Consider the following 15,518-nt stretch of genomic DNA (forward strand, 5'->3'; position numbering starts at 1 on the left):
TGGCCGGACTGACATTTCACGAACCCGCGCATGATCACGACGAGGATTCCCCGCGGCGCCGGCGGGCCGATGCGAGGACCTGTGCGTGACCACGCGGGATGACGGGCGCGTCAGGCCAGTTCGAGGGCGGAGGCGGCCGCGAAGGCGTCGACGGGGATCGTCACCGGCGTCGGAGCACCGGAGATCGCCCAGTCGGGGTCCTTCAGGCCGTTGCCGGTCACCGTGCACACCACGCGCTGCCCGGGCACGAGCATCCCCTGCTCATGCGCCTGCAGCAGGCCTGCCACGCTCGCGGCCGAGGCGAGCTCCACGAACACGCCCTCCTCCTGGGCCAGCAGCTTGTACGCCGCGGCGATCTGGCGGTCGGTGACGGCCTGGATGGCCCCGCCCGACTCGTCGCGGGCGGCCTCGGCCAGGCGCCACGACGCCGGGTTGCCGATCCTGATGGCGGTGGCGATCGTATGCGGATGGGTGACGGGGGCGCCGCTGACCAGGGGCGCCGCCCCGCTGGCCTGGAATCCCAGCATTCTGGGCCGCCTCGTGGCGATGCCCTCCTCGGCGTACTCCTTGTAGCCCATCCAGTAGGCCGAGATGTTGCCCGCGTTGCCGACGGGGATGCAGTGGACGTCGGGCGCGTCGCCGAGTTGGTCCACGATCTCGAAGGCGGCGGTCTTCTGACCCTGGAGCCGGTGCGGGTTGACCGAGTTCACCAGGGCGATCGGGTAGTTCTCCGCCAGCTTCCTGGTCATCTCCAGGCAGTCGTCGAACGAGCCCTCCACCTGGAGCAGCCGGGCGCCGTGGACCAGCGCCTGGGCCAGCTTGCCCATCGCGATCTTTCCGCGCGGCACGAGGACCGCGCAGGTCAGCCCGGCCCGTACGGCATACGCGGCCGCGGAGGCGCTGGTGTTGCCCGTGGAGGCGCAGATGACCGCCTTGGCGCCTTCCTCGAGTGCCTTGCTGATCGCCACGGTCATGCCGCGGTCCTTGAAGCTCCCTGTCGGGTTGAGGCCCTCGACCTTGAGATGGACGTCGCATCCGGTCATCTGGGAGACGCGCCGGGCCGGCACGAGAGGCGTTCCGCCCTCGAAGAGGGTGACCACCGGCGTCGTCGCGGACACGGGAAGCCGGTCACGGTACTCCTCGATGAGGCCACGCCAAGCCCTGGACATGATTACTCCCTCCACGCGCTGCGTACGCGTGCAACCTGGGGTATTGGCCACCGAGTCTACGGCCTCCCGCTCGCCATGTGGGAAACATTGTCCAATTACTGGACAGATCGAGCGTCCCCGGCCGGACGCGCGCGATCGATGGTCACCGACGACCTCCTGGTGTACTGCCGCCTTGCCCGGATGAGCCCGAGATTCACGGCTCATGGGCGGTCGCTCGCTCAAAGTTGGCACCCAACCTGGTCAAAGGCGGATTGCGATGCGCACGCCCACTCCATCCGATCCTTGGCCGATCATGGGAGACGCCTGTCCTCGACATCGGCCGTGGTCTTGAGGGCTCGGGAGGGCATCGCCGCCGGCCGGGGCACCGAGGCCTGCCTGCGGACACGCCGTATCGACCACGTCGGAAACGAGTCGAGCCAGAACTCGTGGGTGCGTGCAGAATGCGAACCTCGGCGTCAGGAAAGGCCGGGATCACACGGGACGATCCTGATCGGGGACCTGTGCGTCCCCACCTTCACCGGGAGGATGGGGACGCTGCGATCACGCCCGGTTCTGCTCGCGGCCTCGCTCCGCGATGAACCTCGTCAGTGCCTGCTTGTCGCCGCGGTGCTCGAGGTCGGGCCCGAGGAGCGCCTCGATGACGCCGCGCGAGTTGAAGGGCATGAGGGTGCGGTGGGACAGGTCGCACTCCTGCATACGCAGGGACCCCCACTTGATCATTCGGCACTCGATGTAGTACAGATCGTGCCAGTCCAGCTCACCGGCGGCGTCCACGCTGAGGCCCGAGTAGGCGCTGAACCGCTCGAACGCGCTGTGAACCAGGGGAAGCTCCCCGAAGGGTGTGGGCGAGTAAAGATACGTCAGCCGGCCTACATCGGGCACACCGCTGCGCTTCTTGTAGAACCCGGTCCCCGCTTCGGCGACCATCGACTTCAGCTGGATGGTCGCAGGCGGGAGTTGCTCGGCATAGGCAACCGCCAGCCGCCGGAACTGGGGCGTGTAACGCATCGTGCGGAAGTAATCCTTCTCGAACGCCGGCATGGGCGCGAAATCCTCTGGCGCCTTGTCGTGCAGGTCGATGAGGTGGTGGCTCAAGCCATACTCGCGGGCGACGCGCGCGGCCGCCTCGGCGTCGTCCGCCATCACCTTCGTCGGGGCCGGGACGTTCAGGTACGTCCAGGTCCGCGCGAAAGCCGGCGAGAGGTGGGGCCAGGCAGCCGCAAGGGTGGTCCGGGAGTCTCTGCCACCGGTCAAGGACAACCCGATGTGCCGGGAGAGCGTGCACAACAACCGCACGTGCTCGCTGAAGACCTCGCTGAAAACCTTGAACGCACGATCGGGGTCACGCTCGAGAGTCGTGTCGGGGAAGGGGTAGAACCGCTCGTGCCGAGGCGTCTGCCCGGCCCGGACACGCAACACGTGGTTGGGCAGCACGGGCAGCACTCCGATGAAGGGCGTCTCGATGCCGGGCCAGTAGATCGTGCCCTTGGTCTTCATCTCATTGGCTTGCCTCATCAGCGCCCGGTAGGGCTCGTTGACGGGCGCGCCGACCACCTCTCCCGCCAGATGCGCATGGCTGGAGAACACGGTGCCGCTCGCGTCGTGGTGCCAGAAGACGGGCTGGGTCGCGGCGTAGTCGGGCACCACGACCAGCTCGCCGTCACGGTAGAGCAGGACCGTCGCCCGCCCACCCAGGTAGGCCACATAGCGGACCGCGCGGTCCACACCCGACGTCAGAGCCGACAGGACCGACTGGGCGATCTCGGCGGAGTCGGCGGTGCCGGCGTCGATGTCGACGGCGTCACCGAGGATCGCGACCTCGGCGCTCCCGTTGGCGGCGGTGACCCAGCGAGTGACGGGATGACGATGGACGGTGAAGCGCCCCACCCGCCCGGACCGCCACCCGGGCAGGTCCCGCAACTCGATCGCATGGTCGGCGGCGACATACCCGTGGCGAAAGGCGTGCGACATGGTTCATATTGTGGCGGAGTAGCGGAGTCCGTAAGACATCAGACGCCGATAATTCACGGCATATCGGGCGGCGTTCATGCGGGGCGATTTCACCGTCGGATCGCTGACGACCGGGTATGACACCGTGTGATCAGTGGAGGGCGGGCGTGCTCGCGAGCCCGGTCCTGATCACCTCGGAGACCGGCAGCACCTCGATGCCTCGTTCCGCGATGCCATCCATGATCACGTCGAAGTCACCCCGCGTCACCTGTGCCGTGGCCGTCGGCTCGTGGTCGACGATGCGGTGGAAGACGAGGATGAGCCAGGATCCAGGTCGCCGGCAGCGGTCGAGCGCCCCGCCCGCGGTCAGCATGGTGGACGGGTTCGCCTGGCCCGTCGCCAAGGAACTGATCGAGGACAACGCCCGCAACCGGAACGGCAGCGCCGGCGGCGACGTCTCCGCGAGGATGTTCATCTTCGTCCCGACGCCCGAAAGGATGGTGCGGCCGGTGGCGAAGTGACCGGGCACGAGCTGTTCCGCCGGCGTCCCGTCGACCGTGGCGTCGAAACTGCCGCCTGGATAGGCGAACGAGTCGCCCTGGAACTCGTTCGCGACCAGCCACTTCCTCATGTCTCGCAGATCCGCCTCTACATCGGCCGCGGTCAGCTTCGGGTAGCGGGCGTCGTGCGCGACCTTCGCGTACGCGTGTCCGGCGACCTCCCACCCGTACACGTCCTGAAGGTCGTGAAGTTGTCCCAGGGTGACACGGCCGGGGGCCCCGACGGCATCGGCGATCACGTACTGGGTGCCGCGGAATCCGTGTTCGGCCATCTTGTGCCGGGTCATGCTGTACGTCGACTCGTTCCCGTCATCGAACGTGATCGAGACCACACCGCGGGGGAAGAGGGCGGTCACGTCATCGGTGATCTCGATCGACTGCAGGCGCGCCGTGACCTGGCCTGTTCCGTCATCACTCATCTGCATCCGAAGGTCGGTGAATCCGGACGTCACCGAGGGCACGCCGGTCGCTCCGATCTCGTACGCCCCTGCCGCCGCGTTGACCTCAGCCCACGAGAGAGTGACGAACACCCACTCGCCGGCCTGGACGAGCCGCGACGATCGGGTGGTGGCGTTGAAGCGCCATCTGTAGTGGTTGGCCAGCCTGTCCGTACCGACGAGGAAGTCCAGCCGGGACAGATGCGCGACGTCGTCGACCTTCAACTGGAGCCGGATCAGTTTGCCCGTGAGGTCCAGTGGTGCTCCGCCGAAACGCTCGAGACGGGCCGCCCCCTTGCCGCTCCCGTTGCTCGTCCAGCTGACGGCCTGGACACCTCGCACGAAGTCGGTCGAGTCGTCGAGGTTCGAGGAACTGACGGACCCGCTCACCGACCATCCATGACCAGGCTGGAAGGACGTGATGATCGTGTTCACTGGGTTCAATGGCCTACTCATCGAAAATCGTCATCCGGTTTCTGGCGCCTGCCATGTCGCGGTCTGAGGCGTGCTGACGATACATGACCATGCCGACGGCGGATCGAGGCGAGCACCGTCACGATCTAGCAGGCTCAGTGCCTGTGGCGCAGAGAAGCGGAGGGCGCACCGGCGGTGTCCACCGGCCGTCGCGTGCTTCTTATTTCGTGGGGATGTCCACATCCGAGTATCCGAATGACCGTTATATTCGATAACGTACGTGCGCTCGGTTGACACAACCCAGACGAAGCCTTCACCTGTCGTCAGTCATCCGCGATGACCATCTCCCATGAGGATCGCTTCGTCATGTCCGGGCTGGATCGACCTGCTCCCGCCCCATTGAAACCGTCACGAACCCACGAGGCCCCGAACCGTGTCCCCTGCCTCCCCATCGCGGTTGCTCGATGACTATCTCTCCATCGCTCGCCGCCGGGGCCGAGGCGCCCTGCCGGCGACCGCCCTGCGCACGAGATCGCTAGCTTCAAGGGAGCTTCTGGCCCACGCCGCTCTCGGCCCCTCTGGCTCCCTCGCCGAACTGCTCGCTCTGGCACGGCACGAGGTTCACGATCCCGAAGGAGCACGGCCCGACGAGATCGTCCCCGATGCCAGTGCTCTGCCTGATCTGGCGCGAGTGATCGCACTGCAGAACATCCTGCCCTCCGATCTGGCGGATGCTCTGGCCCTGTACGACCTCACCCTCGGGTTGCTCGGACCCGACGCGGTCCCGCCCGACCACCAGGCTCTGCACGCGCAGCTCGCGTACCAGCTCGGCCGCGTTTCCCGCGCATCGAAGCTCCTGGGAACGTACCAGGGTCTCTCGGAGCACGCTCGCGGTGATCTCGTCCTCGACATCGCGAACCCCTTCACCGACAAGCCCGGCGCAGGCGGTGACGACTGGCTGCGATCCTTCCAGGACCTGTTTCCCGAACCACGCCCGAGCCTCGCCGATCGCCCGGGTGAGAGCCCCTTCGACCGTCTGACCGCCACCGTCGAGGAGAAGGTGCACGCTCCGGAGCGGGTGACCATCGTCGTCACCGCGTTCAAACCGGACATCGGCCTGTTCACCGCGGTGCGTTCTCTGATCGAGCAGTCGTGGGCCAACCTGGAGATCCTCATCGTGGACGACGCGTCGCCCGCGGAGTTCGATCCGCTTCTCCACGAGTGCACGCGGCTCGACGAGCGCGTCAGGTTGATCAAGATGGAGAAGAACGGCGGGACCTACGCCGCGCGGAACGCGGCGCTGGACGGGGCGACCGGTGACTTCATCACCTTCCAGGACTCCGACGACTGGTCCCATCCCCGGCGCATCGAGAGGCAGGTCGGCCCGCTACTCGACGACGACTCGCTCGTCGCCACGATCTCCGACGGCATCCGGGTGGGAGACGACCTCGTACTCACGAGTCCCGGGCGGCAGCCCCGGGTCATGAACACCTCTTCGATGATGTTCCGCAGGGAGATGGTCCGGGAGCGCATCGGCTACTTCGACAGCGTGCGGAAGGCCGCTGACAGCGAATATCTGAAGCGAATGGAGACGATCTTCAGCCCCCAGGCGGTGCTGCGGCTGGGATCCGACCTGTACGCCTTGATCCGGCTGTCGCCCAACTCGTTGTCCCGTGCCGAGATCCGCGCCGGCTGGATGTCGCCCGCCAGGGTCGCCTACCGGGGCGCCTACGAGCTGTGGCACCACCAGATCAGGGACGGCAAGACCGACGGACACATGCCGAGAGCGCTCACGTCCCGTCCTTTCCCCGCACCCGTGACCTTGAGGCTCTCCCCCGCGGCCGGCCCCACCCCCGAGCGCTACGACGTGGTCTTCCTCAACGACTGGAAGCAGTTCGGCGTGATCCAGAAGGCCGTTCTCGCCGAGATCAACACACTCACCCATCACGGCATGCGGGTCGGTGTGATGCAGATGGAGTCCCTGCGCTCGATGACCGCGGCCAGGAAATACGTATGCCCGGAGATCCAGCAGCTCATCAATGACGGGGTCGTCGACCAGATCCTGCTGGCCGACCCCGTAGAGACCAAACTGGTCGTGACCCGCCAGCCTTCCGTTCTGCAGTTCGCCGACCGATCGGCCAGCGGCGTCAGGGCGGAAGGCGTACTGATCATCGCCGACGCCGTCCCCTACGGGCCGGGCGGCACCGCCTACCAGTACTCGCCGCAAAGTTGCACGGAGGCCGCCCGCGTCCTCTTCGGGGCCGAACCTCGATGGTGCCCGCAGAAGCGGTCCATCCGCGCCTTCCTCGAGGCCGAACCGAACGTCTCGGTGACGGCGTTCGATTACCCCGAAGGCATGGACGTCGATGAGTGGAGCCTCGCGCGAAACGGCTTCCGCTCCGACCTGCCGGTCGCCGGCCGGCGTTTGAAGGGCGATCCGACCGAGAAACTGAAGGATCATCCCGATCTGCTCCAGGCATATCCCGACTCGCCGAATATCGATCTCCGCATCATGGGTGGGCGGAAATACACGCGGGCGCTCCTCGGGAAGTCCCGCGTCCCCTCGAACTGGCTCGTCTACGAAAACGATGAAGTCGACGCCAGAAGCTTCATGTACCAGATCGACTTCTATATCCATTTTGCGACCGACATGGCGGATGATGCCGACCAGATGATCCTTACGGCTCTGGCGTCCGGTTGCGTGCTGATCCTCCCGAAACACCTTTCCGATGTTTTCGGGAACGCGGCCGTCTACTGCGCGCCCGAGGACGTGGAGAAGACCCTGCGGCACTACTACAAGGCGCCCGCCAAGTTCCTCGAGCAGAGCAGGCGTGGCAGGCGATGGGTCCGGGAGAACCACGGCCAGGAGGCCTACACGCGACTGATCTCGTCGCTGGTCGACCAGCCGGCCACGATCGGGGCGCTGATTCCCTCCCCGGCTTCCTGACGCCGCAAGCACACAATCCCGGTTCGTCCGCCTCGTTCGGCGTGTGCGCGATCCGTCTCGACAGCGGGACGGATGGATCCAGACGCCGACCAGGTGGAAGGATGCAGGGCAATAGGTACATAAAGAGGCCGCGCACTATCCGTACGAGCGGAGTTCGCACGGGCCGCTGGACGGGCGACGCCTCAGAGACACGCGACCGAAGCATGCCACCACATAAGCGACCTTGGAAGGTTGAACCGGGTGTCGAATACCGCTGACCCTCATGAGCAACCGGCGAGCGCGGTCCGGCGCATGAAGGACACGCCGAAGCCGTACATCCTCAAACTGGCGGCCGCCGTGCTGCTGGGGACGGCCATCGCGATCACCGCCGTTCTCGGGTATCCGGAGTTGGCGACCGCGTTGATGGGAGTGGTACTCGGCGCCTTGTGCGTCTCCGTACTGCGAATGGGACCGCGGGTCGGGCAGCAGATCCGCACACAGACGCTCGAGAGCAGGAAGCTCACCCAGCGCATCGAGGCGACGCAGCGGCAGGTACTCGCCGCGGCGAAGGACGAGCGGGCGGCCGAGCGAACCCAGGCGCTCATCACCAAACTGGACGACCGGCTGGACACGAACCTCGCCACCCAGCGCCGCGTGCTCGCCGCCCTGGAGAACGAGCGGCTCGCGGGAGCGGACCGGCAGCAGGAGTTGCTGACCGGACTCGAGAAGACGCAGAGCAAGATCGAGGAATCGATCACGTCGATGGGGAGAATCGGCGACAAGATCGCCTCCGGGCAGCGGCGTATCGACCAGAACCTCATCAATCTCCGCTGGGAGTTGGTGCGCGAGAACGAGGCGCTCCTCCAACTGTTCGACAGGTTCGAGCCGCGCGCGCCCATGCCTCCGTCCGGCGGCTGGGCGCTGAACCCGACCGGGCTGCTGGAACTCCTGTTCCTCGTCGAGCGGAGACAACCCCGGCTCGTCGTCGAACTCGGTGGCGGAACGTCCTCGATCTGGATCGCCTACGCCCTCGAGAAGACCGGCGGTCGTGTCATCTCGATGGACCACGATCATGAGTACGCCGCGCGTACCAGGCTCATGCTGCAGTTGCACGGTCTCGATCACGTGGTGGAGGTCCGGGATGCTCCGCTGTCCCCGTTCGACATCGGCGGCGAGACCTTCAACTGGTACGGCCTGGACGCGTTCCAGGGCGTGGACGACATCGAGCTTCTCCTCGTCGACGGGCCGCCTCGCGCTGTCGGGCCCATCGCGCGGTACCCGGCCCTCCAGGCCCTCGCGCCGAAGCTGGCATCGAGGTCCACCGTCATCCTCGACGACGCGAACAGGCCGGAGGAACAGGAGGTCGCCAGGCGCTGGGCCGAGGAGGTCCCCGGCCTGACACGGGAGACCGCGATCTTCGACCGGCAGGCGATCTTCAGCTACGAGCGGCCGACCGCGGAGTGACCACGCCGTGACGCCGTCGAGCCGCCCCGAAAGCCGGGCGGCCCGGTGGAGCCGGCGGGCACCCGCTCGCCGGCTCCACCATCGGGCCGTGCGGCGTAGGCCGCTCAGGCCCCAATGATCATTTACGCTGGGTCTGGTCGCCGAGAAGGCCCTGGAGGCGACGCAGACTGCCCCGGGCGACCCGCTTGAGAGGACCGCGCTTGAGTGCGCTGACCTGCCTGCGCAGGGTCCCGACCTCGCGGCGCAACTGGACGGCGGTGGCGCGCCAGCGCTTGGACTCCTCACGCCACTCGGTGACCTTGCCCTGGAGCCGCTCGACCTCCTTGGTCAGCCTCTCCAGTTCGCCGCCCTCCTCGGTCTGACGCCGCACACGGTAGGCGGTCCGGCCGTCGACGAGAGGATTCGCGTCGGCCGCCGGGACGATTCCGTAGGTCTCGGCGTCCACCCACATCGACCCGTAGACCTGGTCCACCACCTCGTCACGGTCCTCATCCTCGCCCGCCACCATCTCGGCGCGGGCGAAGGCCGCCGTGCGTTCCAGGCGCGCGGCGAGGACGCCGTCAGACGTCTCCGCCAGCAGCACGGACACCAAGCCGATGCTGCGGGTCATGGCCGCCTCGACCAGCGCGGCCACCGAGTCCTCACCGGGCACCCAGCCCGGCGGCAGGCGCAACACGAACGGCGCCAGGCCCGCCCGGCCGCCGAGACGCACCCGGGGCTCGTGAGTGTAGAGGCCCTTGATCAGAACCTTGTCGAGATGGGGATCCTTGAGCGGCGCACGGCGCTCGGGTTCGAGTGCGTCCCACGACCCCGGGAGCACGACCGACACGTCAGGCAGGGTTCCCCCCAGCACGGCGTCGACGGTCGCGCGGACGTCGTCGTACGTGGCGCCCTCGGTGTCGACCTCCACCTCGACGTACGGCACGAGCCACTGCCGGGCCGGGTGCGGCCGGAGCCACCGGTAGTGCGGGACCCGATCGGGCAGGAACGCGTGGCTGGCGCGGTTGACCGATTCCGATTCCCGCATCCGCATCGTGGGACCGAGGTGGTAGCCGATGGACAGGGGCTCGGGAATGAACACCGCTCCCGCCTGCGACAACCGGTATCCCATCTCGGAGTCCTGTCCGAGGAACAGGTTCTCGTCCATCGGGCCCGCCGCCTCGATCAGCTTGGCGTTGACCGACGTGGACCCGCCGACGTGCAGGCCGAACGCACGCTGCGCCGCGGAACGGAGCCCGTCGGTGCTCTCGACCATCTTGACGATCCACGCGTGCGGCTCGGTCGGCTCGAACAGCTTCGCCCGTTCTCTCACCGTGACGACGTCCGCGGGCGTGGGCAGCGGCACGGTCGTGAACCGCAGGTAGCTGGTGACCGACAGGTAGGGCGCGAGGTGGTGCCAGCGCATGTGGGCCTCGATGGCCACCCGGTCCAGCACGACGTCGGAGTCGAGCCAGTGGATGACGTCTCCCCTGGCCGCTCGCAGGCCCGTGTTGCGGGCGGTGGCCCTTCCCGGGGTCTCGCAAAGGATCAGCCGGGTGTTCGGGTGGCGGATCTCAGGCAGACGGAGGGGCGGCACGCTCCCGTTGTCGACGACGATGACCTCGACCAAGTCGGCCGGATAGGTCTGCTCGGAGAGGCCGGCCAGCGTGAGGTCGAGCTTCTCCTGGCTGTTGTACGCGGGAATGATCACACTCATCCGCATGCTGGGCGTCCACGTCCCCAGCTCGGGCGGCGTCAGGATCGAATAATCGTTCGCACGGACGCGGGGAACCGCGGGAGTTCCGACGGCCGACGCCGGGGTTTCCGCCTGCGTCGCAAGGGTTGTCGGGGGGCGATTCACGATCCCTCCAGGATCTGAGTCGGGCGGAACCCGCGCCACTGGTTGGCCGAAGACCGTAAGAACTGGGAGAGCGGCTGCAGCCACGTGTGCTGTTCGGTCAATCCCCGCAGGAGCATGTAGCCGAGCCCGTGGGTCCGGTAGACGGTGCCACCCGACTCGCCCACGGTCGCGAGCAACGCGCTGTCGACGGCTCGCGGCAGTGGCCGGAAGCCGCCGAGCTCCTTCAGCGCGGTACGCTCCATCATGATCGTCCCGCCGGCCACCAGGTTCGTGGTGATCTCAGAGATGAACTTGGCCCTGCGGATCGTGACGTTCAGCGGTTCGAGGTAGAAGAACTCGGCTGACATGCCGACCAGATCGGCCCCCGAGTACGCCTTGGCGAGCAGCAGGTCCGACAGATGGTCCTGGCCGTACCAGTCGTCGTCGTCCCACTTCGCGACGTAGTCGCCGCCTGCCCGCTCGATCGCCGTGTTGAGGACGTCGCCGAACACCGTCTCGCCGTCGATCTCCATGATCTCGATCGGGAACGGGAACTCCCGTGCGGCCTCCCGTACGGCGTCGGCGGGGAACCCGTGGGCGGCGTAGACGACCTCGAGGTCGACGTCCCGCTGCTGGGCGATCTGCTTCAACGCGAAGGCCGCCATCCACGGCCGCCTGCTGGGCAGGATGACGCTGACCGAACCCGGGCGGCGCGAATGATCCGTGCGCCTGAGTCCGTGGCGGCGGAGCCGTACGCTGTGCTCCTCACGCCGCAGCTCGGCGATCGAGACGCCTGAGCTGTCCTTCTCCGGCTCCAGCCACCGGCCGTCGAGGACCAACGCTCCCAGCGGGTCGTCGGCGAGCCACCTGGGGACCACGGACGAGTGCAGCGGAATGCCGGCGGCCGCGAGTTGCAGGATCACGTCCAAGGGGACGGCGGAGGACGGCCAGAGGACGCGGACCCCGAGGAGGTTGCGCAGGCCGTCCACATCCGTCTCGGTCAACCCCTGCGGAACGGGTGTACTCGCGACGATCCACTGGCTCCCGTCCCACCGGGCCTCCGCCATGCTCGTGCCCGAGGCACGGAGGAAGCCCTTGGGGCTGATCATGAAACCTCCACTGTGCACCACTGTCGAATGCGCCCAACAAAAACCGCATTCTGGCACACCAGGCCCGCAATCCGCTCTTTCCGGATCGACTTACGTGAAGCCGGGCCATATGGCGTCGTTGACCCCCTCGTAGATCAGGGAGTGTCGTCGCCTTCCACGCGCATCACGCTCGCCACCGCCCGCACGATGTCGAGGTCCTGCAGGTCTTCGATCGTCGCGGAAAGGGCGGCGTCGTTCGCCCGATGGGTCACCAGGACGAGCTGGGCGTCGTCCCCCCGGCCCTCCTGCCTGACCGTCTGGATCGAGACGTCGTGCGTGGAGAAGATGTCGGCGACCCGGGCGAGCACGCCGGGCTTGTCCGCCACGTCCAGCGAGACGTGGTACCGCGTGATCGTGTCGCCCATCGGGTGGACCTTCAGGTCGGCGTACGTCGATTCCTCGGGCCCGCGGGTGTCGGCGATGCGGTTGCGGGCGACCGCCACGATGTCCCCGAGGACCGCCGAGGCCGTCGGGGCGCCGCCGGCGCCCGCGCCGTAGAACATCAGCCGTCCGGCCGACTGCGCCTCCACGAACACCGCGTTGTACGCCTCCCGGACGCCCGCGAGGGGATGGGTCCTCGGGATCATCGCGGGATGGACCCTGACGCCGATCGAGCCGCCGTCGTCGGAACGTGCGCAGATGGCCAGGAGCTTGATGACGTACCCCATGCCCTTGGCCGAGGCGACGTCAGCGGCGGTGATCTCCGTGATGCCCTCGCGGTGGACGTCCGCCGCCGTCACCCGGCTGTGGAAGGCGATGCCCGCGAGGATGGCGGCCTTGGCCGCGGCGTCGAAGCCCTCGACGTCGGCCGTGGGATCGGCCTCCGCGTACCCGAGCGCCTGGGCCTCCTCCAGGGCGTCGGTGAACGACGCGCCCGAGGAGTCCATCTTGTCGAGGATGTAGTTGGTCGTGCCGTTCACGATGCCGAGCACGCGGTGGACGTGGTCACCGGCCATCGACTCGCGCAACGGGCGCAGCAGCGGGATCGCGCCCGCCACGCTCGCCTCGAAGTACAGGTCGGCCCCGTTCTTCCTGGCCGCGGCGTGGATGGTCGCACCGTCCTCGGCCAGCAGGGCCTTGTTGGCGGTCACCACGGACTTGCCGTGGGACATCGCGGCGAGGATCAGCGACCTGGCCGGCTCGATCCCGCCGATCACCTCGACGACGATGTCCACGTCGTCGCGGGTCACCAGTGCCTCGGCGTCGGTCGTGAGCAGCGCGGGGTCGATCTCCGTGTCCCGCCTGCGGCCCAGCCGCCGTACGGCGACGCCCGCCAGTTCCAGGGGGGCGCCGACCCGGGCGGCGAGGTCGTCGGCCTGCTCGCCCAGCAGCCGCACGACCTGCGACCCGACGACGCCACAGCCCAGCAGCGCCACCCTGAGCGCCGGTTTGGCGTTAGTCACGAGCCCTCCTCGTCTCGCCGCGTGGTCCCGCGCCGATTCCGGTCACAGCTGCCCCCGCAACAGATCTTCCACGGTCTCCCCACGCACGATCACGCGGGACCGGCCCCCGGACACCGCGACCACCGCGGGCTTGGGGAGGTAGTTGTAGTTGTTCGCGAGGGAGCGGCAGTACGCGCCGGTGGCCGCCACCGCGATCAGATCGCCCGGCACGAGGTCCTCGGGCAGCCACAGGTCACGAACGATCATGTCACCGCTCTCGCAGTGCTTGCCGACCAGGCGGGACAACATCGGCCCCGCCTCGGTGTCACGCGAGGCCATGACGGCCGTGTAGTCCGCTCCGTAGAGCGCGGTCCTGATGTTGTCGCTCATGCCGCCGTCGACGCTCACGTATGTCCGCAGGCCCTCGACGTCCTTGACCGTGCCGACCTCGTAGAGCGTCACACCGGCGAGCCCGGCGATCGCCCGGCCCGGCTCCACCGTGAGGCGCGGCACGGGCAGCCCCGCCGCCTGGCAGGTCTTGGTGACGATCTCGTGCAGGCTGTCGGCGACGACCTTGATGTCCGGCGCGTCGTCCCCCTGGACGTAGGGGATGCCGTAGCCGCCGCCGAGGTCGAGCTCCGGCAGGACCACTCCGTGCTCGTTCTTGACGTCGACGAGGAGCGTGGCCAGGCGGCGGGCGGCGACCTCGAAGCCCGCGGTGTCGGTGATCTGCGATCCGATGTGCGAGTGCAGGCCCACCAGCTCGAGTTGCGGCAGTGCGAGGATGCGCCGCACGGCCTCCGCCGCCGCGCCGCTGCTGAGCGACAGGCCGAACTTCTGATCGTCGTGGGCGGTCGCGATGAACTCGTGGGTGTGCGCCTCGACGCCCACAGTCACCCGGATCATGACCTTGGGCCGCCGGCCGTGCCGTTCCGCGAGGAAGCCGAGCCGGGCGATCTCCTCATAGGAGTCGACCACGATGTGCCCGACTCCCACCTCGACCGCGCGCTCCAGTTCGGCGAGCGACTTGTTGTTGCCGTGCATCGTGATCCGCTCGGGCGGGAACCCGACGCTGAGCGCGACCGCGAGCTCGCCGGCGCTGCACACGTCCAGGCCCAGGCCCTCCTGGTCGATCCAGCGCGCGACCTCGCGGCACAGGAACGCCTTGCCCGCGTAGTGGACCTCGCCGCCGTGGAAGGCGGCCTTGTGGTCGCGGCAACGGGAGCGGAAGTCCTCCTCGTCGATCACGTACAGAGGCGTGCCGTGTTCTTTCGCCAGGTCCCGGACGTCTACACCGCCGATTGTGATCACACCACCGGTCCGGCCGGACGTTCGCGGCCAGATCGCGGGGTCGAGGGCGTTGAGATCGGCCGGCGCATGAGGAGGTCGCTCCTCTGGCAGCACTTCGGCGTGCCTGTCACCGGCGGGATGGGCGAATCGACTCACCCGAACGAGGCTATCCGACCACGCAGCCCCTGCGAGACGGCCGCCCACGTGGCGAGACGGGCTCACAGGACACTCCAGGAGCATCCATCACAATCTGCTCGGCAGCTCACCGTAAAGATCCACCAGAACGGCCTGGACGGCTCTCGCCAGCCAGATCCGGGCGGTGTGCACCTCGCCCGAAGGACTGTCTCCCATCGGGACGGCGGGAGCGTGTTCGTGCGCGTCGTGGTAGGCCAGCGCGAGCCGTTCGGCGTAGACCTCCCACGCCGGGTCGCGGCCGGCCGTACGGCTGGGCAGTTCCGCGAGCACGCGCAGGACCGCCCGGTCACGGGGGTCGTCCAGCGCCTCGGGCCGGAAGCCCTCCCACGGGACGCCGAGATCACCGGCCCACCTGAGCACGGCCGACGCGCGCGCGTGCGCGAACCGCACGACGAAACCGGGGTTCTCCCATGTCCTGGGGAAATCCGGAAGACCGGAGAGGGGAACGCGAGGCGTTCCCGGGGACCCCGCCGTCACGATCTCTCGGGCGATCTCGCCGGGGACGGCCAGCACGATCTCCAGAAAGGCGTTGGGCCGGACCCGCACGCCGGCGACGCCCCCACGACCACGCAACCCCTGCGCGATCTCCTCCGCCACCTCCCCCGGCGGGCGGCCGCGGGCGGCACGCAGGGCGGCCGCGGACACCACGAGGGCCTCGCGTTCCCACGATCCCTGGGGCGCGGGCGGTGTGCCCAGGAGCAGGCCGAGCCGGGCGGGTGTCACGCCGTTCACCCTAGGCCGCCCGGGGCCCGGCGGCACGTTCC

At 68.2% G+C, this 15,518-nt stretch carries 10 protein-coding genes; 2 read left to right on the forward strand and 8 right to left on the reverse strand.

The genetic code is table 11. From position 1 onward, the window contains the following. Positions 1 to 110: 110 nt before the first annotated feature. The 3 genes from thrC to Psi02_RS11740 form a co-directional block, all read right to left on the reverse strand. Complete coding sequence (thrC, locus tag Psi02_RS11730) at positions 111 to 1,169, reverse strand: threonine synthase (protein WP_203973477.1); 1,059 nt, start codon at positions 1,167 to 1,169, stop codon at positions 111 to 113. A 540-nt stretch (positions 1,170 to 1,709) separates the two neighbouring features. Then, a complete protein-coding gene (locus Psi02_RS11735; RefSeq protein ID WP_203973478.1) occupies positions 1,710 to 3,140 on the reverse strand; it encodes an asparagine synthetase B family protein in 1,431 nt (476 codons plus the stop codon). A 130-nt stretch (positions 3,141 to 3,270) separates the two neighbouring features. Further along, complete coding sequence (locus tag Psi02_RS11740; RefSeq protein ID WP_203973479.1) at positions 3,271 to 4,506, reverse strand: polysaccharide deacetylase family protein; 1,236 nt, start codon at positions 4,504 to 4,506, stop codon at positions 3,271 to 3,273. A 481-nt stretch (positions 4,507 to 4,987) separates the two neighbouring features. Here Psi02_RS11740 and Psi02_RS11745 point away from each other — a divergent pair, with 481 nt between their 5' ends. Then, positions 4,988 to 7,477: a glycosyltransferase family 2 protein gene (locus Psi02_RS11745; RefSeq protein WP_203973480.1), complete on the forward strand. Its 2,490-nt coding sequence runs from the start codon at positions 4,988 to 4,990 to the stop codon at positions 7,475 to 7,477. A 291-nt stretch (positions 7,478 to 7,768) separates the two neighbouring features. Continuing rightward, positions 7,769 to 8,920 (forward strand): class I SAM-dependent methyltransferase, encoded by a 1,152-nt coding sequence (locus tag Psi02_RS11750; protein WP_203973481.1) that lies wholly within the window; start codon positions 7,769 to 7,771, stop codon positions 8,918 to 8,920. A 118-nt stretch (positions 8,921 to 9,038) separates the two neighbouring features. Here Psi02_RS11750 and Psi02_RS11755 read toward each other — a convergent pair whose 3' ends face one another. The 5 genes from Psi02_RS11755 to Psi02_RS11775 form a co-directional block, all read right to left on the reverse strand. Then, the gene (locus Psi02_RS11755) at positions 9,039 to 10,622 is read right to left on the reverse strand and encodes a glycosyltransferase family 2 protein (RefSeq protein ID WP_203973482.1); all 1,584 of its coding nucleotides are present in this window, start codon (positions 10,620 to 10,622) and stop codon (positions 9,039 to 9,041) included. Between the two features lie 134 nt (positions 10,623 to 10,756). After that, entirely contained in the window at positions 10,757 to 11,848 is a 1,092-nt protein-coding gene (locus Psi02_RS11760; protein WP_203973483.1) for a glycosyltransferase family 2 protein, read from the reverse strand. A gap of 134 nt (positions 11,849 to 11,982) precedes the next feature. Beyond that, positions 11,983 to 13,290: a homoserine dehydrogenase gene (locus Psi02_RS11765; RefSeq protein ID WP_239094805.1), complete on the reverse strand. Its 1,308-nt coding sequence runs from the start codon at positions 13,288 to 13,290 to the stop codon at positions 11,983 to 11,985. Positions 13,291 to 13,332: 42 nt separating this feature from the next. Beyond that, positions 13,333 to 14,715 carry a diaminopimelate decarboxylase gene (gene lysA, locus Psi02_RS11770; protein ID WP_203973484.1) on the reverse strand — a complete coding sequence of 461 codons (1,383 nt, stop codon included), beginning with the start codon at positions 14,713 to 14,715 and terminating at the stop codon, positions 13,333 to 13,335. An 87-nt stretch (positions 14,716 to 14,802) separates the two neighbouring features. Next, positions 14,803 to 15,477 (reverse strand): anticodon-binding protein, encoded by a 675-nt coding sequence (locus Psi02_RS11775; RefSeq protein WP_203973485.1) that lies wholly within the window; start codon positions 15,475 to 15,477, stop codon positions 14,803 to 14,805. Positions 15,478 to 15,518: the final 41 nt, after the last annotated feature.

This window comes from Planotetraspora silvatica (assembly GCF_016863315.1).
Classification (GTDB): domain Bacteria; phylum Actinomycetota; class Actinomycetes; order Streptosporangiales; family Streptosporangiaceae; genus Planotetraspora; species Planotetraspora silvatica.

Bases quoted from the DNA above. Each gene is read 5' to 3' on its own strand.
- thrC (WP_203973477.1), bottom strand. From the start codon at position 1,169: ATGTCCAGGGCTTGGCGTGGCCTCATCGAGGAGTACCGTGACCGGCTT.
- Psi02_RS11735 (WP_203973478.1), bottom strand. From the start codon at position 3,140: ATGTCGCACGCCTTTCGCCACGGGTATGTCGCCGCCGACCATGCGATC.
- Psi02_RS11750 (WP_203973481.1), top strand. From the start codon at position 7,769: ATGAAGGACACGCCGAAGCCGTACATCCTCAAACTGGCGGCCGCCGTG.
- Psi02_RS11755 (WP_203973482.1), bottom strand. From the start codon at position 10,622: ATGCGGATGAGTGTGATCATTCCCGCGTACAACAGCCAGGAGAAGCTC.
- Psi02_RS11760 (WP_203973483.1), bottom strand. From the start codon at position 11,848: ATGATCAGCCCCAAGGGCTTCCTCCGTGCCTCGGGCACGAGCATGGCG.